This is a genomic window from Stenotrophomonas sp. YJH_SMC_127, from assembly GCF_059372445.1.
In genome coordinates this window covers 911,625-937,784 of the sequence record NZ_JCAFVO010000001.1, presented here as the reverse complement: position 1 = coordinate 937,784, position 26,160 = coordinate 911,625, and the positions used below count along the sequence as shown (strand labels likewise).

The window sequence follows — 26,160 nt, the reverse complement described above, 5'->3', positions numbered from 1 at the left end:
GAAATGTGAAATCTATCTCAAATTCTGGCGTGGCGCGCGAGGGAAACGCGGCACGCCCTGTTCAGCGACTGCGCTGCACGGCCACCGGAAGCTCGGCCAGGCGCTGCCATTCGGGCTGCCGCAGCAGATCCGGGTCGGCCAGCACCGCCGCCATCAGTGGGTGGGCGTCGTTGCCCCAGAACAGTTCGCCATCGATGGCCAGGGTCGGCACGCCGAACACGCCGGTTGCAATGGCGGCCTCGGTGTTCCTCCGCAGCTGCTCCTTGACCGCGGGAGTCGCGATGGCGCTGGCGACATCCTCGATCCCCAGCCGCGCGGCTGGTTCGCGCAGGGCCTCGGCGCTGTCGGCGGCATTGCCGTCGCGCCAGATCCAGTCGAACAGCACGTCCACCGCCTGTGCGCTGCCACCCGCGGCCAGGCACAGGCGCAGGGCAGACAGCGGATTGAACGGGTGGCCCGGCGGGAACCGCAGCGGTGTGCCTTCGGCCTGCGCGGTCCACAGCAGCTGGCGGTAGATGAAGCGGCGCTTGGCCGGAATCTCGGCCGGCCCGAGGTTGCCCAGGTGATGCAGCACGGCACCAAAGGCGATCGGCACCGGCTGGATCCGCGGGAACTCGGGCAGCTGCTTCAGCTTCTGCCAATGCAGGTAGGAGTACGGCGAAACGAAGTCGAAATACCAGCGCAGGGTGGCCATGGTGGTGTCCTTCAATGCGGTCAGGGCTGCGCGTTGCGCAGCAGGTAGCGATCGCGCAGCTCGGTCTGGCGCGAGCGCATCGGCATCGCCCGGCCGCCCAGCCAGACCTGTTCGGCATAGTGCGCCACGTCCAGCGGGTCGCCCTCCCACAGCACCAGGTCGGCACGCTTGCCCGGCTCGATGCTGCCGATCTGGTCGGCCACACCGAACGCCTGCGCCGGCACCCGGGTCAGGCCGGCCAGGCCGTCGGCCCAGGGCAGTCCATTGGCCACGGCATTGCCGGCCAGCTGGCGCATCTTGCGGGCGTTGTGCGAGGCGTCGCCACGCTGCACGAACGAGACCGCCACGCCGGCCCGTTGCAGGCGTGCCGCATTTTCCAGGGTTGCACCGATCTGGTCGAAGCTGGCCGGCAGGTTGGACAGCACGTCGACGAACACCGGCACCTGCGCGGCGGCCAGCTCCGGTGCCAGCTGCCAGGCTTCGCTGCCACCGGCAATGGCGATCTTCACCTTCTCGCGGGCGGCCCAGCGCAGCAGCTGGCGGATGTCCGCCGCACGGTCCACCTCCACCACGATGCGGCCCTGGCCGGCCAGGTAGCGGCCCAGCGTGCGGCGCCCGGCCGGGGTCAGCAGCGCATGCGGTGAGTCCGCGGCGACCTGGCCACGCGCCTCGTCCACCATCTGCTGCAGCAGCATCCATTGCGCCGCACGCGAATGCCCGGTCAGTTCCACTGCGGCCGACCCCAGGCGCAGGAACAGCGCGCGCGGCCCGAGGGGATCGGCGCTGCCGTCCAGCCGCATCACACCGCCCTGGCCAGCGACGAAGCCGCCACCGGTGGCGGCCCCCAGGGCGGTGAAGCCGATGCCGTCCAGGCGCGCCACCGGGATCAGCACCGAGGCCGGGTTGTAGGCCAGGGTGACATCGAATTCGGGGCGCAACGGTTGTTCGCCGATCTTCAGCGTGCTGTCGACCGTGCTCGCTTCACCGGAGACTTCTTCGATGCCGATCTCGGTGATGCCCCCGAACAGCGCGGGTGTCAGCGGGCGGCCATCGGCCTCGACGACGTTGGCCCCGGCCGGTGCGGACAGCCCGTTGCCGACTGCGCGGATGATGCCGCCCTGCACCAGTACATCGGCGTGCTGCAGGCTGCCGCGCGCGCTGGCCGTATGTACGGTGGCGTTGCGGACCAGCAGGTCCTGCGCCTGCGCAGCTGCGGAGAGGCAGACCAGCACCATGACCGTAGCGCCGAGCCAAGCCCGGCGACGCTTGTTCAACGCGCCCATCAGTGCACCTCCTGGCCGAGCTGGAAATCGGAACGCGGCGTCGCTGCCGGCGCACTGCGGTCGTACAGGCGGCGGCCGTCGATGAAGACCTGTTCGGCCAGCGCGTAGGAACCGAAGGGGTTGCCGTTCCACACCACTACGTCGGCCATCTTGCCGGCCTCCAGGGTGCCGGTCTGGCCTTCAATGCCCAGCGCTCTGGCGGCATTGGCCGTCATCCAGGTGATGGCATGTTCGGGCGTGATCTCCGGCATGTGCGCGCGGCGCGCGGCGGCGATCACCTTGGCCGCTTCCTGGTTCAGGCGCTGGATGCCTTCGGGCGAATCGGAATGGACGATGGCGCAGCTGTTCTTCGGCCGGTCGACCAGTGCGATGTTCTCCGGAATGCCATCGAAGGCTTCCATCTTGAAGCCCCACCAGTCGGCCCACAGCGCACCGCAGACGCCGTCGGCGGCCAGCCGGTCGGCCAGCTTGTAGGCCTCCACGCCGTGGTGGAAGGCCGCCACCTTGAAGCCGAATTCCTTGGCCAGGTCGAGCATGGTGGCCATCTCGTCGGCGCGGTAGCAGTGGATGTGCACGCGGATGTCGCCTTCGATCGCGCCGGCCAGCGTGTCCAGCTTGAGATCGCGCTTGCCGCCGGCATCACCGGCGCTGTCGCCCTTGTCGCTGCCGAACCAGCCCTTGCGCTTGGCCGGCTTGGGTTTGTTCTTGGCGATGTAGTCGGCAGCATCGATGAAGGCGGCGCGGTAGCCGGCAACGTTGCCCATCCGCGTGGCTGGGGCGACGTTCTTGCCTTCGCCGTAAACCCGTTTCGGGTTCTCGCCGCAGGCCATTTTCAGCCCCCACGGAGCACCCGGGAATTTCATGGCCTGGTAGGTGATGGCCGGCACGTTCTTCAGGGTCACGCCACGGCCACCGACCAGGTTGGCCGAGCCAGGCAGCACCTGCATGCTGGTCACGCCTCCGGCCAGGGCTGTAGCGAAGCCCGGGTCCTGCGGCCACACCGAGTGCTCGGCCCAGACATTGGCGGTGACCGGTGCGGTCATCTCGTTGCCGTCGCTGTGCGCGCCGACGCCCGGGCTGGGGTACACGCCCAGGTGCGAGTGCACGTCGATCAGGCCCGGGGTGACCCACTTGCCCCGCGCATCGATGCGGGTGACCCCGGCATCGGCCTGCAGCTGGCGGCCCACGGCGACGATGCGGCCCTCGCGCAGCAGCACGTCGGCGTTGTCCAGGCGCTGGCCGGTGCCGGTCAGCACGGTGGCGTTCTGGATCAGCACCGGCGCATCGGGATGCGCCTGGTAGGTGCTGGGGTAGGGATCGGCGACGAAGCGCGAGGCGCCCACCGCCGGTGCCGTGCTCAACGAAACCAGCGCCATCCCAAGAGCGGCGCGCAACACCATCGATGCCATGCAGAGATCCCCAACCCACGCGTGAATCCGCCGACGCTATCCGTCGTCGATACCACTTGCCAAGTGACCTTGGGCAGGGGCAGGGGTGGGGATTTTCCTATACAAAAATTCTGAACGAAGCATTAATTTTTTGTGACACCTGCCGCTACCAACCGGTGGGACAGCGAGCGCTGACCCGCCGTGAGGTGTGCTTTCCATTGCTCCATGACGGAGCTGCACCTGAAATATTTCAAGGAATCAAGGACGTAACTGCAGATGATTGTCTTCCCGTCGTATCGCTCCACCGCTTCCCGCCGCTCGATCCTCCCCTCACCCCTGGCCTCGGCCATTGTTGGCTCGCTGCTGATGGCCGCCGCTCTGCCGGCGCTGGCCCAGGACAGCAACGCAGACGCCTTGTCGCGTTACCAGTTCCAGCGCAGCCTGCAGGCCGCGTTTGCCGCACCGGTCCTCACCGCTTCGCCGTCGCTGGCCGTCGCCGCCGCCGATGTGGAAGTCGATCCGGAACCCATCATGGGCAAGCCGGGTGATGCCGCCAGCTGGCGCACCACCGAATTCAACAGCGACTGGGGCCTGCAGGCGATCAACGCCGATGTGGCCTACGCACGCGGCCTGACCGGCACCGGCATCCGCCTGGGCGTGTTCGACAGCGGCACCGGCCTGGACCACGACGAGTTCGCCGGCAAGGACCACCGCAGCATCCATCTGGCCGACGTGCTGGCCGATGGCAGCCTGTGCGCGCGCGAAGTGCTGAGTGGCCCGGACGCCTGCTTCGCCAGCGACGGTGGCCAGGTGGCCGTGTCCTACCAGCTGCTCGACCCGGACTATGCCGATCTGCTGGAGCGCAATGGCTTCTACGAAGGCCTGAGCTACAACGTGCACGGTACCCACGTGTCGGGCACCATCGCCGCCAACCGTGATGGCCACGGCACCCACGGTGTTGCCTTCGGCGCCGACCTGAGCGTGGCCCGCCTGTTCTCCAACAGCGCCACCTACCTGTCGGTGGTGAATATCGGCGGTTCCCTGTATCTGGACGAACAGACCATCGCCGCGATCCAGGCCGACGATTCGATCTACCCGCAGCTGTATGCGCAGATGAACGAGCAGGGTGTGCGCGCCATCAACCACAGCTGGGGCCTGGCCAACGAGCCGACCACAGCGGAAGACCTGGACATGTACCAGTCGCACCCGGTGTTCGCCGCCAGTCTGGCTGCGATGGCCGAAGGTTCGCGCAGCAGCGGCCTGATCCAGGTATGGGCCGCTGGCAACACCGATTCGCCCAACACTTCGCCGGAAGAAGCGCCGATTGCCGGCATGTATGCCTCGCTGCCGCGCGCCGTCGCCGACGTCGAGCCGTACTGGCTGGCCGTGGTCAACGTCAATCAGGACCTGGAGCTGAGCAACCGCTCGATGCGCTGTGGCCTGGCGGCGAACTGGTGCCTCGCCGCGCCCGGCTCGAACATCAACTCGACCGTGTACGGTCCCGATTCGGTGATCGAAGGTGATTTCTACGATGACAATGGCAACCTGGTGGTGGACATCATCAGCCAGACCCCGTCGTCCGATTACGAGGAACTGAGCGGCACGTCCATGGCCGCCCCGCACGTCACCGGCGCGCTGGGCCTGCTGTTCGAGCGCTTCCCGTACCTGGACAGCGCGCAGGTGCGCGACGTGCTGCTGACCACCGCCACCGACCTGGGTGCTGCAGGCGTGGACGATGTCTACGGCTGGGGCCTGATGAACCTGGCTGCGGCCGTCGAAGGCTACGGCTCGCTGCGCGTGGACACCGATGTGGTGATGAACCAGAAGGCCGGCGGCCTGAAGGTGTGGGAAGGTGATGCATGGGACGACTGGACCAATGACATCGGCGGCCCGGGCAAACTGACCAAGAGCGGCATCGGCTGGCTGCGCCTGAGCGGCGACAACAGCTTCAACGGCGCGGTGGTGCGCGAAGGCGTGCTGGAACTGGACGGCGTGAACACGCTGACCAGCGCCGTGGACGTGACCGGCGGAACCTTCCTGCTGAACGGCACCCTGCAGAACACAGCGCTGAACAGCCTGGGCGGCAGCAGCCGCATCACCGCCACCGGTGTGCTGGACGGCTCGGACCTGACCGTCACCGGCGGCGTGGTGTCCTTCAACGGCGTGCAGACCGGCGGCAGCACCTTCGTGGGTGAAAAGGGCACGCTGAAGGGCGTGGGCCAGCTGGGAAACACCACCGTGGCCGGCATCATCGCTCCGGGCAACTCCATCGGCACGCTCACCATCAACGGTGACTATGTGCAGACCGCCACTGGCGTGTACCAGGCCGAGGTGGCCCCGGGCAGCCGCAGCGACCAGCTGCACGTGACCGGCACCGCCACCCTGGGCGGCACCCTGGTGGCGCTGCCGGAACCGGGCACCTACTACCTGGGCGAGCAGTTCAACTTCATCCAGGCCGACGGCGGCGTGAACGGTCGGTTCGCCAGCACCGATTTCAGCGCCTTCTCGCCCTTCCTGCAGTTCGGCCTGGCCTACTCCGCCGCCGGCGCGCGCATTGAAGTGACCCGCGGCAACGCGCTGGCTACCGCGGCCACCACCGCCAACCAGTTGGCCGTGGCCACCGTGGTCGACGGTCTGGCGGTCAACCAGGGCCTGCCGCGTCCGCTGACCATGCTGTTCCCGGAACAGGTGGGCAGCGCACTGGACAGCCTCAGCGGCGAACTGCATGCCGCCACCAGCGCGGCCCTGCTGGAAGGCAGCCGCTACGTGCGTGATGCCGCGCTGGCCCGCCGTGCCGGTGCCGCTGCACCGGGTGCCGAAGGCGGCGACGCCAGCGGTGTGTGGGTGCAGGCCCTGGCCGGCAGCACCACGCTGGACGGCAACACCAACACCGCCCGCACCGAAGCCAACAGCAACGGCCTGCTGGTCGGTGCCGACCGCGAGTTCGGCGGCTGGCAGGTGGGCGTGCTGGCCGGTACCGGCCGCACCGACGTGAAGCAGGGCGAAGGCCGCCGTGCGAGGTCGAAGGTGGACAACACCCACTTCGGCGCCTACGCCAGCCACAACTGGGGCGGTTTCGGCCTGCGTGGCGGCCTGGCATGGAGCGAACACGATGTGGACAGCACCCGTGAGCTGGCGTTCGCCGGTTACAGCGACACCCTGAGCGCCCGCTACGACGCGCGTACCCGCCAGGCCTTCATCGAAGCGGCCTACCGCTTCGGTGGCCGCGAGGCCGGCCTGGAGCCGTACGTGCAGGTGGCCCGCGTGGAAGTGGACACCAAGCACGTGAACGAGCGTGGCGGTGCTGCGGCCCTGCAGGGTTCGGTGGACGACGTGCGCACCACCCTGGCCACGGCCGGCGTGCGCTTCGACAAGGGCCTGAAGGCCTCGTTCCAGCAGGACAGCTGGTTGCACGTGCGCGGCGCGGTGGCGTACCGCCACGCCAGCGGCGACCGTAACCCGTCGGCCCGCCTGGGCTTTGCCACCGGCGGTGACAGCTTCGTGGTCAACGGTGCACCCATCGCCGACAGCGCGGTGGTGGCCGAACTGGGCCTCTCGGCCTGGCTGACCGCCAAGCAGCAGCTGGAACTGGGCTACAGCGGCCAGTTCGGCGACGAAAGCCGTGACCACGGTGCCAACCTGCGCTGGTCGGTGCGTTTCTGAGCCACCGGCTCCCGCAGGGAAACCAGGAGGGGCGGCCGTTGGGCCGCCCCTTCTCTTTGTGTGGCAGGGCAGGCGCAGCGTTGCCTACAATGGCGCCCCTGCAGAACCGGACCGGGCATGAAGAGCAAACAGGAAATCGTCGACAACTGGCTGCCGCGTTATACCGGCGTTCCGCTGGACCAGTTCGGCCAGCATATCCTGCTGACCAATTTCGGCGGCTACCTGCACACCTTCTCCGCGCTGACCGGCGCCCCGGTCATCGGCCTGGACCGGCCGATGGCCAGCGCCACCATCGATGGCATCACCATGATCAACTTCGGCATGGGCAGCCCCAATGCCGCGATCATCATGGACCTGCTGTCGGCGGTGATGCCCAAGGCGGTGCTGTTCCTGGGCAAGTGCGGTGGCCTGAAGCGCAAGAACCAGCTGGGTGACCTGGTGCTGCCGATCGCAGCGATCCGCGGTGAGGGCACTTCGGGCGACTACCTGCCGCCGGAAGTGCCGGCCTTGCCGGCGTTCGCGCTGCAGCGTGCGGTCTCGACCATGATCCGTGATCTCGGCCACGACTACTGGACCGGTACCGTCTACACCACCAACCGCCGGGTCTGGGAGCACGACGAGGCGTTCAAGGAGCGGCTGCGGGCGATGCGCTGCATGGCCATCGACATGGAAACCGCCACCGTGTTCGCCGCTGGCTTCGCCAACCACATTCCCAGCGGCGCACTGCTGTTGGTGTCGGACCAGCCGATGATCCCCGATGGGGTCAAGACCGAGGCCTCCGATGCCAAGGTCAGCTCCCAGTTCGTGGAAAACCATATCCAGATCGGTATCGAGGCGCTTAAGCTTATCCGGCGCAACGGCAAGTCGGTCCGCCACCTGCGCTTCGACGAATGATGATGATGGCCTGGCGCGGCGCGCCGGCCCTGGGGAGTAGGTGATGGACGTTGCCGCGCACGTGGTGGAATTCTGGAAAGAGGCGGGCCCTGCGAAGTGGTTCGCCCGCGATGATGCGTTCGACGCGCAGTTCCGCCAGTTGTTCCTGGATGAGCATTTCGCAGCCGCCTCGCGCGCGCGCGAACACTGGCTGGGCAGTGCCGAGGGCGCACTGGCGCTGATGCTGCTGCTGGACCAGTTCCCGCGCAACTGCTTCCGCGGTAGCGCCCATTCCTACGCCACCGATGGCCTGGCCCGGCACTACGCCATGCGCGCCATCGAGGAAGGCCTGGACCTGCAGCTGGTGCCCAAGCTGCGCGCCTTCATCTACCTGCCGTTCGAGCACTCCGAGGATCCGCTGGACCAGGACCGCTCGGTGGCGATGTTCGACGTGCTGGGCGACAAGGAATACCTGCAGTACGCCGAGCTGCACCGCGACATCATCCGCCGCTTCGGTCGCTTCCCGCACCGCAACGCCGTGCTGGGTCGCATTCCCTCACCGGAAGAGCTGGACTACCTGGCCGAAGGCGGTTTCGCCGGCTAAGAAAAAGGGGACGGAGGGGATTAAGTCGTTTTTGCCACAAACGACTTAATCCCCTCCGTCCCCTTTTTAGGGGTCAGATCGCCTTTCCTCAGGAAAGGGCCCTGACCCCGGGCCTTCAATCAGTACTTCGGCACCCCGTTGTCGACGTCTTCCGACCAGGCGTTGATGCCGCCGGTGACGTTGAACACCTTGGTGAAGCCCAGGGCGCGGAACTGCTCGGCGGCCTGCGCGCTGCGGCCACCGTGGTGGCACATGAAGGCCAGCGCGGTGTCCTTGGGCAGGGCTTCCAGCGCGGCGCGGCCGTTGCCGTCGAAGGTCTTGAACGGCACGCCCACGGCGGCGATTTCACGCTCGTCGGCCGGGCGCACGTCCACCAGGGTGATGTTGCCGGCACGCACCAGGTCGTCGGCATCGCGCACGCTGATTTCCTGCACCGGCTTGGGCGCATTCGGGTTGTCGATGGCCAGGCCCTTGCCGCGGATGTCGTCCACCCAGTCGATGGTGATGCCGTTGGCGCGACGGGCGCTGGCCAGGTCGAACTGCACGCGCAGGCCGTTGGACTCGGCGGCGATGGCGCCTTCGTCGTGCGGGGCCAGCTGGAAGTTCGGCTGGAAACCGGCGTCGATGGACAGCTGCAGAGCAGCGCCCGGGGCATCGGCCAGCGCGCCCTTGAGCATTTCCACGGCCGCCGGGGTGACGGTGATGCTCGGCGGGGTACGGTCCGGCGCGGCCAGGCCCAGCACGCTGCTCAGCTCGCCGCTGGCAGCCATCTGCAGCACGATGTCGCTGCCGCCGACCAGTTCGCCGTCGATGTACAGCTGCGGAATGGTCGGCCAGTCGCCATAGGCCTTGATGCCTTCACGGATTTCCTGGTCGGCCAGCACGTTGACGTGGGCGAACTCGACGCCGAGGTCCTGCAGGGCGCCCACGGCCTTGGCCGAGAAACCACACTGCGGCATCGACGGCTGGCCCTTCATGAACAGCACGACGCGGTTGGCGTTGAGGATGGATTCGATGCGCGAACGCAGAGCGGGATCGAGGGACATGGACGTCGGGGTTCCGGGAATTCGAATCATCAATTCTACCCCTCATGGCATCATGGGGGATGAGCAACGCAGGAACATTGCATCGCATCCCGACCCGGCCCTGGCGCTGGCTGCCCTGGCTGGTGGCGTCGCAGCTGGCCGTGATCCTGGTCTGGGCCCTGGCCGGCTGGCACTGGGGGCTGCCCGTGATGGTGGCCAGCCACGCACTGTTCCTGGTGCCGGTATTCCTGCCCAACAGCCGCTTCTACGCGCCGGTGCTGAGCCGGATGGGAGAGGCCGGCAACAGCGTCTGGTTGACCATCGATGACGGTCCCGGCCCGGAGACCCGTGCGGTGCTCGACCTGCTGGACCGCTACCAGGCCCGCGCCACCTTCTTCCTGGTGGGCGAGCGTGCGCTGGCACAGCCGGAGCTGGTGCAGGAGATCCTGCGCCGCGGCCACGACCTGGGCAACCACAGCCACAGCCATCCGCAGGCGCGCTTCTGGCGGCTGGGCCCGGCAGCGATGCGTGCCGAGATCGAGGGCTGCCAGCATGCGCTGCAGGCGGTAAGCGGCCGCCCGGTGCGCTGGTACCGTTCGGTGGTGGGCATGACCAATCCGTTCGTGGCGCCGGTGCTGAAGGCGCTGGGACTGGTGCGCGTGGGCTGGAGCGCCCGTGGCTACGACGGTGTCGGCTGCACGCCGGAGGGCGTGCTGTCGCGGCTGCTGCCGGACCTGCGCCCGGGCGCCATCGTGCTGCTGCATGAGGGGGCCGCCCACGGCCACAACCTGGCGATCATCGAACGCGTGCTGCAGGCGCTGGACGAGCGGGGGCTGAAGGCGCGGCTGCCGGTTCCGTAACGCCGGGCCCTGGTGGTGTGGAGCAGCCGAGCATGGGCTCGGCGCTACAAGGGTTGGCGATCATCCTGTAGCGTAGCGCCGGCACATGCTGCACTCGGCGCTACAACGCGGGGCGTTCGGCCACCAGCAACCAGCTGTTGAACGGCGTGCGCCCGTGCAGGGGGCGCGGCGCCGTCACTTTCAATCCGGCCTCGGCCAGTGTCGCCTGCAGCACCTGCGGGTCGGGGTAGTGGCGCGGCCGCGTGCCCATCCAGCCGACCAGCCAGGCCAGCCGGTCCGCCACCCGCGTGGTGCGGTCGCGGCCATCGCCGGTGGCCAGTGGCGTGCGCAGCAGCAGGCGGCCGCCGGGAGCGACCCGCATACTGGCCTCACGCAGCAGTGCCTGCTGTGGGCCCGCGTCCAGGTACTGCAGCACATCCAGCAACAGCACATGCCCGGCCTGCGCCGGCAGCGGCGCCTGCACGTCCAGGCAGTCGAAGCGCACAGCGGGCAGGCCGGTGGCGGCACGCTGGGCGCGGGCGATCTTGCCGGCATCCACGTCCACGCCCCGGTAGGGCTGGCAGCCACCGCGCTGGCGCAGCACGTGGGCGAACAGGCCCAGCCCGCAGCCCAGGTCCAGCACGGGTTGCCCGTCGCCGGGCAGGTGCTGCAGCACGCCGTCATACAGCGGGTCGCTGCCCAGCTTGCTGCGGGTGTAGTAGTAGTCGCGGCGGCTGGCCCAGGCGTGTGCGGGGCGGAATGCCTCGGCGATCGCGCGGGCCTGCGCGGCGCTCAAGGGTGTGCAGGGCAGGGGCTGGCCGTTCCGTGGCGTGCCGTCCATCGCCTCAGTCCGTTCCGCCGAGCAGGTGGGCGGCGACCGGCAGCGCGCGCGCGCTCCACAGCGCGTACATCCGTGCTGAAGGGTGCAGGCCGTCGTCGGCGATCATCGCCGGGTCGCCACCGTGGTCACGGCTGATGTCGGTGATGTCGACGAAGGCCACGCCCTGCTGGGTGCAGATCACTTCAGCGGCCGCGTTGAATTCGTCGGTCTCGATCTCGATCGCGGCCAGGTCACGGCCGCTGCCGATACCGAACGGGGTTGCACCCCAGTCGGGGAAGGACAGCACCAGCACACGCCCGGGGCGGCCACCGGCAAAGCCGATCGCCCGCTGCAGCAGGGCGTGGAACTGGAGGCGGTACTCGTCCAGCGGGCGGCCGCGGTACTGGTTGTTGACGCCGATCAGCAGGCTGACGAAATCGAACGGGCCCTGCGGCGCGGCCGCATCGATGCCGGCGTCCAGCTCGTCGGTGGTCCAGCCGGTGGTGGCGATGGTCTGCGGGTCGGCCAGCGCCACATCCTGCGCACGCAGGGCGGCGGCCAGCTGGTGTGGCCAGCGGCCTTCAACGGCAACGGCTTCTCCGATGGTGTACGAATCGCCCAGCGCCAGGTAGGACAGCGCCACGGCTCAGGCCACCGAACGGCGCGGCTTCAACGGTACGACCTTGGTCGCGTCCTCGGCACGGCGGGCCAGCACACGGTCGATGCGGGCAAACACATCGCGCATCACCGAGGCTTCCGGCAGCAGGGTCACGCGGAAATGATGGCGGTAGGGCACGTTGAAGCTGGAACCCGGTACCACCAGCACGCCTTCATTGTTCATCAGGTCCAGCGCGAAGTTGTGGTCGTCGAAGCCCTTGGCAGCGGCACCGACCACGGCCGGGAACGCGTACAGCGCACCGGCCGGCGCGACCAGCGACAGGTGCTCACTGGCTTCGCAGGCTTCGATCACCGCGCGGCGGGTTTCATACAGGCGGCCGCCCGGGGTACACAGTTCGGAGATGGTGTCCGGGCCGTTCACCGCGGCTTCGATGGCGTACTGGCCCGGCACGTTGGCGCACAGGCGCAGCGCGCCGAGCAGGTCCAGCGCGGCGCGGAAGTCGCCCAGGCGCGCGTCGTCGCCGCTGAGGTGGGCCCAGCCCACGCGCCAGCCGCAGGCACGGTGCACCTTGCTCAGGCCACTGAAGGTCAGGCACGGGTGGTCGCCGGCCAGCGGCGCGACCGGCTGGAATACCGCATCGTCGTACAGGATCTGGTCGTAGATCTCATCGACCAGCAGCAGCAGGTTGTGGCGGCGCGCGATCTCGACCACGCGCTCGAGCAGTTCACGCGGGTAGCTGGCGCCGCTGGGGTTGTTCGGGTTGATCAGCACGATGGCGCGGGTGCGCGAGGACACCAGCGTCTCGATCTCGCTCGGGTCCGGCTGGAAGCCGTTCTCGGCGGCGCAGCGGTAGTACACCGGGCGGCCATCGTTGAGGATGGTCGAGGCCGACCACAGCGGGTAGTCGGGTGAGGGCACCAGCACTTCGTCGCCCGGGTTGAGCAATGCGCGCAGCGACAGGTCGATCAGTTCGCTGACGCCGTTGCCGACGAACACACGGTCGGGGTGCGCATCCGGTGCGCCACGGCGGGCGTAGTACGCCGCGATGGCTTCGCGTGCGACCGGCAGGCCCTGCTGGTGGGTGTATGGATCGGTGCGGCCCATGTCATCGGCGATCGCGCGCTGCAGGTGCTCGGGCGCGCGGAAACCGAAGTTGCCCGGGTTGCCGATGTTGAGCTTGATCAGCTTGCGGCCCTGCGCCTCCAGCTCCCGGGCTCGCCGCGCCAGTTCTCCGCGGATTTCGTAGCGCACTTCGGAAAGGCGCTCGCGGATGGCCAGGGGCTTGGGCGAGATGGTGGACATGGGGGCTGGGCCGTCAAAAGGCATGGGGATTCCATCCTACCGGAATTGCTGCAGTGCATGGCAGGGGTGCCGGGCTTGTCATTGCTGGGCTGGCAGGGCGCCGGCGCAGGTAGAATGGCGGCGATGACCCAGACCCCCGATTTCATCGCCCTGCAGACCATCGGTTGGCCCTGGCCGGGCCCGGCGCAGCAGGCCGACTGGCAGGCCGTGATGGCCGCGCACCCGCAGGCCCGCCCGGCGCGGGTGATCGAACAGCACCGCACCCACTACGTGGTGGCCGATGGCCCGGATGCGTCGATCAAGGCCGAATCGCTGCCGGAATGGCAGCGCCCGCGCTTCCCCAGCCACGAGCGGCCTGCAGTGGGCGACTGGGTGCTGCTGGACGGCATCCGCATTGTCGCGCTGCTGCCACGCCGCACCGCGATCAAGCGTGGCGCCGCCGGCGAGCACTACCACCAGCAGGTGATCGCGGCCAACATCGACACGGTGTTCATCGTCTGCGGCCTGGATGCCGACTTCAATCCGCGCCGCATCGAGCGCTACCTGCTGCTGGTCGGCGGTGGTGGTGCAGAACCGGTGGTGGTGCTGACCAAGGCCGACCAGACCGAGTACAGCGAGGATGCGCTGGCGGTGCTGGAAGAGCTGGAGATGCAGGGCATCGCGCTGCATGCGATCAACGGCCTGGATGCCGACAGTGTGGCGGTGCTGCAACCGTGGCTGGGCCCGGGCCGCACGGTGGTGCTGGTCGGTTCCTCCGGTGCCGGCAAATCCACGTTGACCAACACCCTGCTTGGCGAGCAGCGGATGAAGACCAACGCGGTGCGCGCCAACGATTCGCGTGGCCGCCATACCACCACCCACCGCGCGCTGATGCCGTTGCCGACGGGCGCCTGCTTGATCGACACCCCGGGCATGCGCGAGCTGAAGCCGACCGGCGAAGAGACGCTGTCCGAAGGTGGCTTCGCCGACATCGAGGCGCTGGCCGCACAGTGCCGTTTCAACGACTGCAAGCACCAGCAGGAACCAGGCTGTGCGGTGCGGGCGGCGATCGAGGCGGGCGAGATCGAAGAAAGCCGGTTGCTGAACTACTTCAAGCTGAAGGAAGAAGTGGCTGCCGCTGCCGCCAAGCTGGCGGTACGCCAGGCCGAGACCGCGCAGGAGCGCGGCGGCAGGAAGGGCAAGGGCCAGCAGTTCCGCCCGGCAGGCAAGCCGCGTAGGCGCTGATCGGTACCGCGGGGTCGGATCCCATTGCGCCGCAATGGGCTCTGACCCCTGCAATGAACCCGCCACTGCCTGCTTCGAGCGGGTGCCAACAGCCCGCGCCTGGTAGGTGCCAACCTTGGTTGGCACGGGTGTGTCGGCAAGCCCGCCGTCGGCGGATGCCAACCAAGGTTGGCACCTACCAAAGCAGGGGCACGGCGTTATAGTCCGCGCATGGAACCGACTGCGACGCTGGACCGTGACGTGGCCCACCATGCAGCGCTCGATGCGCGCCTGGTCGAGGCCGTGGGAGGCATCCGCCTGCTGGGCCTGACCAGCTGGCCGGCAACGCTGCAGGCACCGTTCCTGGACAGCGTGGCGCGTGGCCAGCCGGTGCTGCCGAAGGTGGATTACCCACGGCTGGACTTCAGCGAAGAACGTCGCGCGCTGGCCGCGATCGCCGCCGACTGCGACGACACTCATCCGCTGGGCCACTACGTGCGGCAGTCAGCGCAGAGCTGGGACCTGGCCGCGCAGCTGCTGGAAGGACTGGGCACCGCCGCCGTTGATACCTGTTCGGTGCAGCTGTTCGGCGCCCCCGAGCAGCCGCTGCCGGGCAATGGCCCGAGCACGCGCGACGCGGCGCGCCACTTCATACAGATTGCCGCCGAACTGGACCACGAACTGCTGGCGCCGGAAGAGCAGGTGCCGGTCTCGGCCATCGCCCTGCAACTGCAGCTGCAGAACGATCTGGATGCGTTCTTCGAATCGCGCATCATCCAGGTGCAGCTGGATCCGGAGCTGGTGTCCAAGGCCGCCGCCGGCCCGACCCGCATCCGCCTGCGCACCAGCGCGCGCTTCAGCGCCTACGACCGCGCGCAGTTGTTCCACCACGAAGCGCTGGTGCATTCGCTGACCGCATTGAATGGCCGCGGCCAGCCGGTACTGCCGAGCCTGGCGTTGTCCTCGCCACGGGTAACGGCGACCCAGGAAGGGTTGGCGACCTTCGCCGAGCAGATCACCGGCAGCATCGACATCGAGCGCCTGAAACGCATCAGCCTGCGTACCGAAGCGATTGCGATGGCACGCGAAGGCGCTGATTTCATCGAAGTGTTCCGCTATTTCTGCGATGCCGGGCAGAACGCGGAAGAGAGTTTCGCCTCGGCCCAGCGCGTGTTCCGTGGCGTGCCGCCGAGTGGCGGCCTGGCCTTCACCAAGGACACGGTGTACCTGCGCGGCCTGGTATCGGTGCACACCTTCTTCCGGCACATGCTGGCCGAGGACCGCCTGCAGGTCTGCCGCTGGTTGTTCGCCGGCAAGATGAGCCTGGCCGATGCGATCGCGTTCGCGCCGCTGTTCGAGGCGGGAATACTGAAGCCACCGCGCTGGCTGCCGCATTGGGTGAGCCGGGCGAACGGCCTGGCCGGCATGCTGGCGTTCTCGCTGTTCGCCAACCGGATACGGATGGACCAGCTGGCGCCGGAATGAAATGCGTTGGCGGATCCTCCTGCGCCTGCCTGCTATCGGCTGGGAGGAGGCGGGGCACCCTGGTCAGGACACGCAAAAGCCCCTCCATGGTGCTCGATGGCGCCATCCATGGCGCCAACGGTCCTGACCAGGGTGCCCCGCCTCCTCCAGACAATTTCCTGCGGGCGCGGCAGCAGGTCCACCAGAGGGATTGCGTTTGGAAAGCTTGAAAAGCAAAGCGCCGGTCAATGCCCGGCTCTTTGCTTTTGCTCTAGCTTTCCATTGCCTCCGCGCCGGCGCTGGGAATTGCCTACCTGCGCCATGCAGGAAAACTCAATGCGCCGCAGCGCCCGCTTCTGACTTAGAACTCCGCCGCCACCGTCATGAACAGCTGCCGCGGTGCGCTCGCATGGATCGCATAGCGCGTGCCCTTCGGATCAGTCGGTGCGAACGAACTCAGCTGGCCGGCGTAGCGCTTGTTGGTCAGGTTGGTCGCGTTCAACGACACCCGCACGTTGCGCAGGCCCAGGCCCGGGCCGAAATCGTAGCCCGCACCGGCGTCGAAGGTGGTCACGCCCGGCACCGACTGGTCGTTGGTGTAGGTGTAGTAGCGCTTGCCGGTGTACTTCGCACGCAGGCTGGCGAAGAAGCCGTCGCGGTTCCAGCTGATCTCGCTGGAGGCCATGCGCTGCGGCGTATCCACCGTGATCTTGCCGGCCACCGGAACGATCGCACCGCCCGAGGTGTAGTCATCCTCGTAGGTGGTCTTGTTCCAGGACAGCGCGTTGTACCACTGCAGGCCATCAATCGGCTTGAGGATGAAAGTCAGTTCCGCGCCATGGCTCTTCACCGAACCGACGTTGATGAAGCGCGTCACGCACTCCGGGCGCGTGCCGACTTCGATGCTCGAACACGGGTTCAGCGACAGCAGGCGGTTGTCGAACTTGACGTTGTATGCAGCGATCGAGGCCTGGTACTTCTCACCGAAAGTGCGGAAGCCGGCTTCCAGGCTCTTGGACTTCTCCGGCTCCAGCCCGGCGCTGGCCGCGAACGATTCCGGCGACACCTGCAGCGGGCCGCCGCTGCCACCGCCGACGAAGGCGGCGATGTTCTCGGCGTAGGAGGCGAACAGCTCGTTGTTGGCGTTGAGCTTGAAGCCCAGGCCTACCTGCGGCAGCACCGATTCCTTGGCGGTCAGTGTGCCCGACGCAATGCGGGTTTCAACGCCGGGCTGCGCGGTGGCGCGCATGCGGGTGTTGGGACTCTTGATGCCCACGTCCACGGTCAGGCGCTGGTCCAGGAAGCGCATGCGGTCCTGCACGTAGAACTGGCGCGTGCGGATGTCGAAGTCCTGGTTGAACAGCAAGCGGTCGGGGTTCTTCAGGTACAGGTCGTCCAGGAACGGGCCGCTGATGTAGTAGAAGTTGCGCGACACGTTATGGTCGTTCTGCTCGTACCACAGGCCGGCTTCCAGCTCGTGGATGCCCACCGTCCACGACAGCGCGGCGGTCAGGCCATCGCGGTTGATCGTGTAGTTGGTGCTGCGGATCGAGATCGGCAGCATCCTGTCGGTACCCGGGTAGGACGGCTGGCCCGGTGCCCACCAGTGGCCCTGGCCACGGTTGTCGTGGTGGTAGGCCAGCAGCTTCAGGCGGCCCTGCTCGCCCAGGCGCAGGTCGGCATCGACCGAGTACAGGTTGTCGTCGCGCAGCGCACGGCTCTGATAGTACGCATCGTCGATGCTGTTGACGCCGCCGCTGAACTTGCAGCGCGCCTTGTTGTAGGTGCCAGGCGCGCAGTACGCGGCGGCGACGGCGCGATCCCAGTCCGGCGCGTAGATGTTCCAGTCATACCCCAGTCCGCGTGCCAGCATGTCCTTGGACAGGTAGGCATAGTTGGCCTGGCTGGCGCGCGAGGTCGCCACGAACGCACCGAAACGGTGGTCGCCAACGTTCCACACTGCCTTGGCATTGAACTGGCGGGTGGTCTGGTTCTGGTACGGCGCGGCCCACATGTCCTGGTCCTGGTGCACGCCGGACACATAGGCCGAGAAGCCGTTGAGGTCGCCGGTGTCCACGCGCAGGTAGCCGCGGCGCTGGTGGTTGTCGCCGACGGTGACGCTGGCGCGGCCACCGAATTCGGTGGATGGATCCATCGAGAAATACTGGATGGTGCCGCCCAGGTTGCTGGTCGAGGCCACGCCCAGCGAACCAATGCCCTGCGACAGTTCGGCGCCGGCCAGGTTCTCGGCGATGATCGCGCGGGCGATGCTCAGGCCGTTGTAATTGCCGTAGCTGTTGTCGCCCAGCGGGATGCCGTCCAGCGTGTAGCCCAGGCGGCTCTTGTCGAAGCCGCGCAGGCTGATGGTCTGCGATTCCTCGTTGGCGCCAAAGGCATCGTTGGACTGCACCGACACGCCCGGAAGGCGATCGAGGATCTTCTGGCCACTGGTGCCCGGCGGCAGCACCTGCTTGTCCACGGCAGTGATGCGCTGCACCTGGCGGGTCTCGCCCTGGCCGATCACAGAGACGGTATCCAGCGTCTGCGCGCTCAGCGCGGCATCGGTGCTGGCGCCGGTATCGGCGGTGGTGGCGGCATGGGCGCTGGCAGCGGCGGAGAGCACGATCGCTACGGCGATCGTCAGGTGTCGGGTCTGCATGGTGGTCCGTTGCATGGGGGGTGATCACCGGCACGCGTGCGCGGTGCAGGGCCACTATGCGAACGGAACATGAAACCTTCTTTACGGAAAACCAACGAATGGTGCCGGGCACCCGCGCAGGTCCCGCAGCCGGATGAAAAAGGGGCCGGATTCCCTTCGCAAGCAAAGGTTCACCGGCCCCGCGCACTCCGTGGGGGAGGCGGTCCACGCGCAGCGTGGAGAAAGGCTCAACCCATGTACAGGCCACCGTTGACCGGATAGTCGGCGCCGGTCACGTACGAGGCTTCATCCGAGGCCAGCCACGCGCACAGGCCGGCCACTTCCTCGGGGCGACCCAGGCGGCGCACCGGCACCGAGGCCGCCAGCCGGTCCAGTACATCCGGCGGGAAGCTGCTGATCGCCTGGCTGGCGATGTAGCCCGGCGACAGCGTGTTGACGGTGACGCCGCGCGAAGCCACTTCGGCGGCCAGCGCACGGCTGAAGCCATGCATCGCGGCCTTGGCGGTAGCGTAGTTCACCTGGCCGATCTGGCCCTTGTGGGCGCTGACCGAGCCGATGTTGATGATGCGGCCCCAGCCCCGCGTGGCCATGCCGTCGACCACCTGCTTGGTCAGGTTGAACAGCGCGTTGAGGTTGGAAGCGATCACCGCGTTCCAGTCCTCCACCGTCATCTGCCGGAACAGCAGGTCGCGGCTGCCGCCGGAGTTGTTGACCAGTACATCGACCTCACCCACTTCGGCGCGGACCTTGGCGAACGCGGCGCTGGTCGAGGCCCAGTCGGTCGCGTTGCCTTCGGAGGCGATGAAGTCGAAGCCCTGTTCGCGCTGCTCGCGCAGCCAGTTGGCCTTGCGCGGCGAGTTCGGCGCGCAGCCGGCAACCACGGTGTGGCCGCTGCGGGCCAGGCTCTGGCAGATGGCAGTGCCGACACTGCCCATTCCACTGGTGACGTAAGCGATTCGAAGCGTCATTGCAGAAGGCTCCTTGGCAAAGGGTCAGGCGGCGAGGGGATACAGGCCGAACAGCAGGCTGCCGATCATCAGCAGCATCGAGATGGCGATGGCCCACTTCAGGGTGAACTTCTGGTGGTCGGCGAATTCGACCTTGGCCAAGCCCACCAGCAGGTAGGTGGACGGCACCAGCGGGCTGAGCAGGTGCACCGGCTGGCCAGCCAGCGAGGCGCGCGCCATTTCCACCGGAGTGATGCCGTAGTTGCCGGCGGCCTCGGACAGGATCGGCAGCACGCCGAAGTAGAACGCGTCGTTGGACATGAAGAAGGTGAACGGCATCGATGCCACCGCGGTGATCACCGCCAGGTACGGGCCCCACGATTCCGGAATCACCGCCAGGAAGCTGTGCGACATCGCTTCGACCATGCCGGTGTTGTTGAGGATGCCGGTGAAGATGCCTGCGGCGAAGATCAGCGACACCACCGACAGCACGTTGCCGGCATGGTTGACCACACGGCGGCGCTGCTCGGCCAGGTTCGGATAGTTGATCACCAGGGCGATGGCGAAGCCGACCATGAACAGCACTGGCATCGGCAGCACGCCGATGATCAGCGCGGTCATCAGTGCCACGGTCAGCGCCAGGTTCACCCACAGCAGCTTCGGCCGTTTGATGTCCTCGGCGTCTTCCACGGTCGGCAGCGGATTGCTGTCATCGGACACGCTGTTGTCCATCCAGCTGCCGCCCTTGGGCAGGGTCACCACGCCGAGGCGACGGCGTTCCTTCAAGCCCAGGTACCAGGCCAGCAGCAGCACGCCGGCACAGGCGATCACCATCGACGGGATCAGCGGCACGAACACATCGGCCGGGTCCACGTGCAGCGCAGTGGCCGCGCGTGCGGTCGGGCCGCCCCACGGGGTTAGGTTCATCACGCCGCCGGCAAGGATGGTCACGCAGGTCATGTTCAGCGCGTTCATGCCCAGCCGCTGGTACAGCGGCAGCATCGCCGAGACGGTGATCATGTAGGTGGTCGAGCCATCGCCGTCGAGCGAGATCAGCATCGCCAGCACCGCGGTGCCAAGCACGATCTTCATCGGATCGCCCTTGACGAAGCGCAGGATCACCCGCACCAGCGGATCGAACAGGCCGGCGTCGATCATCACCCCGAAGTAGAGGATGGCGAACATCAGCATCACGCCGGTCGGCGCGATCTTCTTGATGCCCTCCAGCATCATCTCGTCGATGCCGGCACCGAAGCCACCGATCAGCGCGAACAGGATGGGGATGGTGATCAGGGCGACGAGCGGCGACAGGCGCTTGCTCATGATCAAGTACATGAACGTAATGACCATGCCAAAGCCGAGGATGCTCAGCATCATCTGCGGACTCCTTGCGAAAACAGGACGTGGGGAGTGGAAGGGGCCGGGCGCCGCGCGCCCGGAATGTCAGGCCTAGAAGTCGTACTGCAGGCGGCCGGTGACCGCGCGCGTGCGGTCCACCGTGACCCCGGCCAGGCGATCACGGTTGCGGCTTTCGATCACGTTGAGCATGAAGCGCAGGTTGTCGCGCAGGTACCAGTTGCCACCCAGCGTCCAGGCTTCGGTGCTGCCGCGACGCAGGTCCGGCGCACCGTCGAGATGCTGCGCGCCCCACATCTGGTCGTAGCGCAGCGCCACTTCGAAGGCACCGGCCTTGTGCCGGATGTCCTTCACCCGCGCGAATCGACCGGTCTTGCGGTCATAGGCGCGGCTTTCGCCGGTGACGAACCAGCTGAGCATGCCGTAGGCGGCCATCACGTCGCCGCGCTGGGCGCCGTCATCGAAGGTGGCGCCACTGAACTCGCCCTGCCACGACAGCGGGCCGCGCACCTGCGCGTATTCCAGCGACCACTTGTTGACGTCGGTATCGCGGCCGGCGGAGAAGTCGACCAGGGTCAGGCGGCTCTCGTCGGACAGGTGGCCGGCCGGGCGCGGACGGATGCGCAGGCCGGGCACGCCATTGGCGCCGGGGTTGTCGTACGCCTCGCGGGCCAGCGACAGGCCCAGGTGCAGCACGTCGCCGTCGCTGGGCGAGGGCGCCCAGGTGATGCGACCACCCGCCGCGCGACCCTTCACCTGCCAGGCGTCGATGCTCTCCAGGCTGTAGAGGCTGGCCGCCCAGGTGAAGTCGCCCGGGTTGGCCTGCCAGGACGCACCCAGGCGGTACAGCGGCGCCAGCGTGGTGCCGGCGTTGCCGCGCTCCAGGAAGCTGCCGTAGTTGGAGCTGGTACGGTCATCCAGCGAGAAATACTGCTTGAACTGGCCCACGGTCAGCTTGCCCGCCTTGCCGAAGCTGCGGGCCAGGTAGACATCCTTGGCCTCGACGCGGTCGCCGGAGAAGTCGGCTTCCAGCTTGTAGTCGACCACGAAGAACTTGCCGGACACATCGACCCATGCACGGCGGATCTCGGTGTCATCCTTGTTCGGCGTTCCGCGGTTGTCGTTGTCGAAGGTGGCGAAGTCCAGGTGCAGGCGGCCCCCCAGGGTGGCGGTGACCGGACGGTCGTCTTCGGCGGCGAAGGCCGGCACCGACAGGACAGCCAGCGCCATCATGGCGGCAGGACGCCGCCAGGCAAACGTGAATTCCACAAACCCTCCCAGGTGCGCGCCAGGCGCGCGGCAATCGTGGGCACCGGACGGTGCGCGGCCGCAGTCTGGGTCGGGCAAGCTGTCATCGTCCTGTCAACGGATTGTGCGGTGCAGCGAAAAGCAGGCCGCTGGGCTCGCCGTGCCGCGCCCGGCGAGCCCAGCGGCGGCATGCGGTAGCATTCGGTTCCCCTCCCACCCGTGTGCCCATGCGCCTGCTGCTGGTCGAAGACAATCCGGATCTGGCCGATGCGATCATCCGCCGGATGCGCCGCAGCGGGCACGCCGTGGACTGGCAGGCCGATGGCCTGGCCGCTGCCAGCGTGCTGCGCTACCAGAGCTTCGACCTGGTGGTGCTGGACATCGGCCTGCCCAAGCTCGATGGCCTGCGCGTGCTGGCCGGCATGCGCGAGCGCGGTGACAGCACGCCGGTGCTGATGCTGACCGCGCGTGACGGCATCGAAGATCGCGTGCAGGCGCTGGATGTGGGGGCCGACGACTACCTGGGCAAGCCGTTTGATTTCCGCGAGTTCGAAGCGCGCTGCCGCGTGCTGCTGCGGCGTGCGCGCGGCCAGGCCAGCGAAGTGGTGCAGATTGGCGGATTCCAGTTCGACAACGCCGCGCACCGGGTCAGCCTCGACGGGGAGCCGATCGAACTGCCCAATCGCGAGTACCGCCTGCTGGAGATCCTGGTCGGCCGTCTTGGCCAGGTGGTCGGCAAGGACGAGATCGGCAACGGCCTGTTTGGTTTCGATGACGAAGCGGGCCCGAATGCCATCGAGTTGTACGTTGGTCGCCTGAGAAAGAAGCTGGCGGGCGCGCCGCTGCGCATCACCACGGTGCGTGGCGTCGGTTACCTGCTGGAAGCCAGCGATACCCATGCCGACGCCGATGGCTGACACGCGTGCTGCGACTGCGGCGCCGGGTTCGCTGCGGCGCACGCTGCTGCTCTACCTCGGCGTGCTGCTGGCGGTGTTCGCGGTGGCCCTGCTGTTCGCCGCACGCGATTACGGCCAGCGCGCCGCCAACCGATCCTACGATCACCTGCTGGTGTCCTCGGCGCTGTCCATCGCCGATTCGGTGGCCCTGGTCGACGGCCAGTGGCAGGTCGATCTGCCCTATGCGGCGCTGGACCTGCTGGCGATGGCGCCGGAGGACCGCGTGTTCTACCGGGTGGCCGACAGCCGCGGCACGCTGATCACCGGCTACGGTGATCTGCCGACACCGCCGCGCAGGCCCGGTACCCAGCCGCAGCTGTTCGACGCCCCCTACAGCGGCGAAACCGTGCGCTTCGTGGTGGTCGGCCGCAGTTTCGCCGCGGCCTCGGCACAGGGCGAGGTGCAGGTGCAGGTGGGCCAGACCCGGCGCGCGCGCGAAGCCGTTGCGCAGGACATGGTCAATCGTGCATTGCTGGCGATCGGTGTGTTGTCCGGGCTGCTGCTGGCGCTGGTGGCGTTCGGCGTGCATCGTGCGTTCCGGCCGCTGGTGCGGGTGGAGCGCGAGCTGTCGCGCCGCGAGCCGTCCGACCTGAAGCCGCTCGATGCCCGCGTGCCACGCGAGATGGACCAGATGGTGGCCGCGTTGAACCGCTTCATGGAGCGCCTGTCCAGCAGCAACGAGACACTGCGCGCGTTCATGGCCGAGGCCGCACACCAGATGCGCACGCCACTGGCGGCATTGCGAGCTCAGGCGCAGTTGGCGCTGGATGATGACGATCCGGAGGACATGCGACGCAGCCTGCAGGCGATCGAGCGCAACGCCACGCATATGAGCCGGCTGCTCAACCAGCTGCTCAGCGATGCCAGCGTGATCCATCGTTCGCACCTGCAGCGCTTTGCGGCGGTGGATCTGGCCGAGACCGTGCACCAGGCGTTGCATGAAGCACTGCCGCAGGCAAGCCCGGCACCGCGCGTGCAACTGGCGATGACTGCCGAGCCGGTGCAGGTGCATGGCGACGCGCTGCTGCTGCGCGAGGCAATCAAGAACCTGGTCGACAACGCGTTGAAGTACGGCGGCGACGGCCCGTTGCAGATCGCGCTGACCGTGGAAAGCGGGCAGGCCGTGCTGACCATCGCCGACCATGGCGCCGGCATCGCGGCTGCCGATGCCGAACGCGTATTCGAGCGCTTCGCGCGTGGCGAAGGTGCGCCATCCGGCGGTGCCGGGCTGGGCCTGGCCATCGTCAAGCGGGTGGTCGACAGCCACGGCGGCCGCATCGACCTCAGCAACCGCCCGCAGGGCGGGCTGATCGCCACCATCCGCCTGCCACGGAGCAGTCCATGATCCGCCTGTTTGCCACGGCCGTTGCCCTGCTGCTGGCCCTGCCGGTGCTGGCCGCGCCCGGCGATGTGCGTCGTTTTCCCGCACAGGGGGCGGCCACCGCGCAGCTGCGCATTCACGGCACTACCGACATCGAAGTGTTCGCGGTGGTGATTGCCGATTACCAGCGGCTGCACCCGGGCACCGAGGTGGTGTACGAGGACATCATCACCCAGGACCTGTACGCGCGTTACCTGCACGACCGCGGTGGACCGGCATCGCCGGACCTGCTGATCTCCAGCGGCATGGACCTGCAGACCAAGCTGGTCAACGATGGCCACGCGCTGCCACATCGCTCGGCGCTGACCGCTGCGCTGCCAGCCTGGGCGCAGTGGCGCAACGAGGCCTTCGGCATCAGCTACGAGCCGGTGGTGATGGTCTACAACACCCGCGCAATGCCTTCGGCAAAGGTGCCGCACACGCGCCGCCAGCTGCTGGACCGGCTGCGTGCCGAGGGTGCACCGCTGCGCGGCAGGGTCGGCACCTATGACATCGAGCGCAGCAGTGTCGGCTACCTGCTGGCAACCCAGGATGCGCAGCGCGGCAGCATCGCCGGCGCGCTGCTGGGGGCGCTCGGCGACAACGACGTGGTGCGCGAAGAGCGCACCGGCGTGCTGCTGGACAAGGTGGCCAGCGGCGAGCTGTCGCTGGTCTACAACGTGCTTGGTTCCTACGCGCAGGCACGGGTCGATGCCGGCGCGCCACTGGCCATCGTCGAGCCTGAGGACTACACGCTGGTGGTGCTGCGCACCGCGGTGATTCCGCGTACCGGCCCACACCCGGAAGAAGCGCGGCGCTTCCTCGACTACCTGCTGTCGCCCCGTGGCCAGCAGGTGCTGTCGCGCGAGGCGCGGCTGATGCCGATCGTGACCGGCAACGCACGTGGCGACGATGCGCCCGGCCGCAGCCGGCGTCCGATCCAGCTCGGCCCGGGCCTGCTGGTGTACCTGGATGCGCTCAAGCGCCGCCAGTTCCTCGATGCCTGGCGCAGCAGCGTCGAGCCGGCGGGGCGCTGAGGCTCCGGCCTGCCCGTACAATGGCGGCATGAGCGAATACACCATCCTGATCGCCGACGACCACCCGCTGCTGCGTTCGGCGGTGGTGCAGTCCTTGCGGCAGAGCCTGCCGCTGGCGCAGGTGCGCGAGGTGGCCAGTGCCGATGCGCTGGCCGAGGCGCTCGACGCACAGCCGGACGTGGACCTGGTGCTGCTCGACCTGACCATGCCCGGCGCGCACGGTTTTTCCGCGCTGCTGCACGTGCGCGGCTCGCATCCGGACATCCCGGTGGTGATCCTTTCCTCCAACGACCATCCGCGGGTGATCCGCCGTGCCCAGCAGTTCGGCGCCGCCGGTTTCATCCCGAAGTCCGCGCCGGCCGAGACCATCGGCGAGGCCGTGCAGGCAGTACTCGATGGCGGCCTGTGGTTCCCGGCGATGGCCGCCGAGCGTTCCGAGGCCGATGCACTACTGGCCAGCCGCCTGGCCCAGCTGACCCCGCAGCAGTTCCGCGTGCTGCTCTGCCTGGCCGATGGCCTGCTCAACAAGCAGATCGCCTACACCCTGGGGCTGGCCGAGAACACGGTGAAGGTGCACGTCACCGCCATCCTGAAGAAGCTCGAGTGCCACAGCCGCACACAGGCGGCGGTGCTGGTGAAGGCGCTGGAGCCCGAGGGCGACGCCGGCATCGGGCTGTAGTTTCCAGCAAACGGCGCAGCCCCTCGTGGGTGGACACGTAGAGCAGTTCATGGGTGAGGCCGGGCAGGTGGACTGCACAGGGGCCGCTGCAAGTACATCCATGTAAGCTCGGTCGCCGCATCCATGCGGCTCACGCCCCTG

21 protein-coding genes are annotated in these 26,160 nt (G+C 67.9%); 10 read left to right on the top strand and 11 right to left on the bottom strand.

The annotated features are described in order from the left end of the window. Positions 1-61 precede the first annotated feature (61 nt). Genes AC5QAB_RS04155 through AC5QAB_RS04145 form a run of 3 tightly spaced genes read right to left on the bottom strand, consistent with a single transcriptional unit; the run spans position 62 to position 3,386 of the window. Entirely contained in the window at positions 62-694 is a 633-nt protein-coding gene (locus tag AC5QAB_RS04155; RefSeq protein ID WP_032956588.1) for a 2-hydroxychromene-2-carboxylate isomerase, read from the bottom strand. A 20-nt stretch (positions 695-714) separates the two neighbouring features. Further along, a complete protein-coding gene (locus tag AC5QAB_RS04150) occupies positions 715-1,977 on the bottom strand; it encodes an amidohydrolase family protein (RefSeq protein WP_053495765.1) in 1,263 nt (420 codons plus the stop codon). Then, on the bottom strand, positions 1,977-3,386 hold the full coding sequence (locus AC5QAB_RS04145) for an amidohydrolase (RefSeq protein ID WP_049405624.1): 1,410 nt from the start codon (positions 3,384-3,386) through the stop codon (positions 1,977-1,979). Before AC5QAB_RS04145 ends, AC5QAB_RS04150 begins: the two co-directional genes overlap by 1 nt. A 255-nt stretch (positions 3,387-3,641) precedes the next feature. Here AC5QAB_RS04145 and AC5QAB_RS04140 point away from each other — a divergent pair, with 255 nt between their 5' ends. The 3 genes from AC5QAB_RS04140 to AC5QAB_RS04130 all read left to right on the top strand — a co-directional run bounded on the left by AC5QAB_RS04140 (position 3,642) and on the right by AC5QAB_RS04130 (position 8,505). Beyond that, complete coding sequence (locus tag AC5QAB_RS04140; RefSeq protein ID WP_197561730.1) at positions 3,642-7,028, top strand: autotransporter domain-containing protein; 3,387 nt, start codon at positions 3,642-3,644, stop codon at positions 7,026-7,028. Between the two features lie 117 nt (positions 7,029-7,145). Beyond that, positions 7,146-7,922 carry an AMP nucleosidase gene (locus AC5QAB_RS04135; protein WP_005419211.1) on the top strand — a complete coding sequence of 259 codons (777 nt, stop codon included), beginning with the start codon at positions 7,146-7,148 and terminating at the stop codon, positions 7,920-7,922. Between the two features lie 43 nt (positions 7,923-7,965). Beyond that, positions 7,966-8,505: a DUF924 family protein gene (locus AC5QAB_RS04130; RefSeq protein WP_014648372.1), complete on the top strand. Its 540-nt coding sequence runs from the start codon at positions 7,966-7,968 to the stop codon at positions 8,503-8,505. Positions 8,506-8,624: 119 nt separating this feature from the next. Here the strand turns inward: AC5QAB_RS04130 and grxD are convergent, their stop codons facing one another. Continuing rightward, positions 8,625-9,551, bottom strand: a complete 927-nt coding sequence (grxD, locus tag AC5QAB_RS04125; RefSeq protein WP_032956577.1) for a Grx4 family monothiol glutaredoxin — start codon at positions 9,549-9,551, stop codon at positions 8,625-8,627. A 59-nt stretch (positions 9,552-9,610) separates the two neighbouring features. Here grxD and AC5QAB_RS04120 point away from each other — a divergent pair, with 59 nt between their 5' ends. Then, positions 9,611-10,390, top strand: coding sequence for a polysaccharide deacetylase family protein (locus tag AC5QAB_RS04120; protein WP_032956574.1), 780 nt, complete (start codon positions 9,611-9,613; stop codon positions 10,388-10,390). Between the two features lie 100 nt (positions 10,391-10,490). On the opposite strand, the gene AC5QAB_RS04115 is transcribed toward AC5QAB_RS04120, so the two are convergent. The 3 genes from AC5QAB_RS04115 to AC5QAB_RS04105 are packed head-to-tail and all read right to left on the bottom strand — an operon-like array spanning position 10,491 to position 13,110. Then, positions 10,491-11,210: a class I SAM-dependent methyltransferase gene (locus AC5QAB_RS04115; protein ID WP_478406095.1), complete on the bottom strand. Its 720-nt coding sequence runs from the start codon at positions 11,208-11,210 to the stop codon at positions 10,491-10,493. A gap of 4 nt (positions 11,211-11,214) precedes the next feature. Next, positions 11,215-11,832, bottom strand: coding sequence for an SGNH/GDSL hydrolase family protein (locus AC5QAB_RS04110; RefSeq protein ID WP_164110859.1), 618 nt, complete (start codon positions 11,830-11,832; stop codon positions 11,215-11,217). A 3-nt stretch (positions 11,833-11,835) separates the two neighbouring features. After that, the gene (locus AC5QAB_RS04105; protein WP_032956570.1) at positions 11,836-13,110 is read right to left on the bottom strand and encodes a pyridoxal phosphate-dependent aminotransferase; all 1,275 of its coding nucleotides are present in this window, start codon (positions 13,108-13,110) and stop codon (positions 11,836-11,838) included. A gap of 114 nt (positions 13,111-13,224) precedes the next feature. Between AC5QAB_RS04105 and rsgA the strand changes: the two genes are divergently transcribed. Both rsgA and AC5QAB_RS04095 read left to right on the top strand, forming a co-directional pair. Then, positions 13,225-14,334 carry a ribosome small subunit-dependent GTPase A gene (gene rsgA, locus AC5QAB_RS04100; RefSeq protein ID WP_046432452.1) on the top strand — a complete coding sequence of 370 codons (1,110 nt, stop codon included), beginning with the start codon at positions 13,225-13,227 and terminating at the stop codon, positions 14,332-14,334. 210 nt (positions 14,335-14,544) lie between these two features. Further along, positions 14,545-15,798, top strand: a complete 1,254-nt coding sequence (locus tag AC5QAB_RS04095) for a flavohemoglobin expression-modulating QEGLA motif protein (RefSeq protein ID WP_053495753.1) — start codon at positions 14,545-14,547, stop codon at positions 15,796-15,798. Between the two features lie 340 nt (positions 15,799-16,138). Here AC5QAB_RS04095 and AC5QAB_RS04090 read toward each other — a convergent pair whose 3' ends face one another. The 4 genes from AC5QAB_RS04090 to AC5QAB_RS04075 form a co-directional block, all read right to left on the bottom strand. Then, positions 16,139-18,436, bottom strand: coding sequence for a TonB-dependent receptor (locus AC5QAB_RS04090; protein ID WP_069117896.1), 2,298 nt, complete (start codon positions 18,434-18,436; stop codon positions 16,139-16,141). Between the two features lie 227 nt (positions 18,437-18,663). Then, a complete protein-coding gene (gene phbB / locus AC5QAB_RS04085; protein ID WP_005419193.1) occupies positions 18,664-19,404 on the bottom strand; it encodes an acetoacetyl-CoA reductase in 741 nt (246 codons plus the stop codon). Between the two features lie 24 nt (positions 19,405-19,428). Next, positions 19,429-20,757, bottom strand: a complete 1,329-nt coding sequence (locus AC5QAB_RS04080) for a CitMHS family transporter (protein WP_005419191.1) — start codon at positions 20,755-20,757, stop codon at positions 19,429-19,431. Positions 20,758-20,832: 75 nt separating this feature from the next. Next, entirely contained in the window at positions 20,833-21,972 is a 1,140-nt protein-coding gene (locus AC5QAB_RS04075) for an OprO/OprP family phosphate-selective porin (RefSeq protein ID WP_053496099.1), read from the bottom strand. A gap of 242 nt (positions 21,973-22,214) precedes the next feature. Here AC5QAB_RS04075 and AC5QAB_RS04070 point away from each other — a divergent pair, with 242 nt between their 5' ends. From AC5QAB_RS04070 to AC5QAB_RS04055, 4 genes are read left to right on the top strand one after another with little or no spacing between them, the layout of a single operon-like run. Further along, positions 22,215-22,904 carry a response regulator transcription factor gene (locus AC5QAB_RS04070; RefSeq protein ID WP_005419188.1) on the top strand — a complete coding sequence of 230 codons (690 nt, stop codon included), beginning with the start codon at positions 22,215-22,217 and terminating at the stop codon, positions 22,902-22,904. Then, positions 22,897-24,288, top strand: coding sequence for a sensor histidine kinase (locus tag AC5QAB_RS04065; RefSeq protein ID WP_014648362.1), 1,392 nt, complete (start codon positions 22,897-22,899; stop codon positions 24,286-24,288). Before AC5QAB_RS04070 ends, AC5QAB_RS04065 begins: the two co-directional genes overlap by 8 nt. Next, a complete protein-coding gene (locus tag AC5QAB_RS04060; RefSeq protein WP_014648361.1) occupies positions 24,285-25,340 on the top strand; it encodes an ABC transporter substrate-binding protein in 1,056 nt (351 codons plus the stop codon). Before AC5QAB_RS04065 ends, AC5QAB_RS04060 begins: the two co-directional genes overlap by 4 nt. Positions 25,341-25,368: 28 nt before the next feature. After that, positions 25,369-26,019, top strand: coding sequence for a response regulator (locus AC5QAB_RS04055; protein ID WP_014648360.1), 651 nt, complete (start codon positions 25,369-25,371; stop codon positions 26,017-26,019). Positions 26,020-26,160 lie beyond the last annotated feature (141 nt).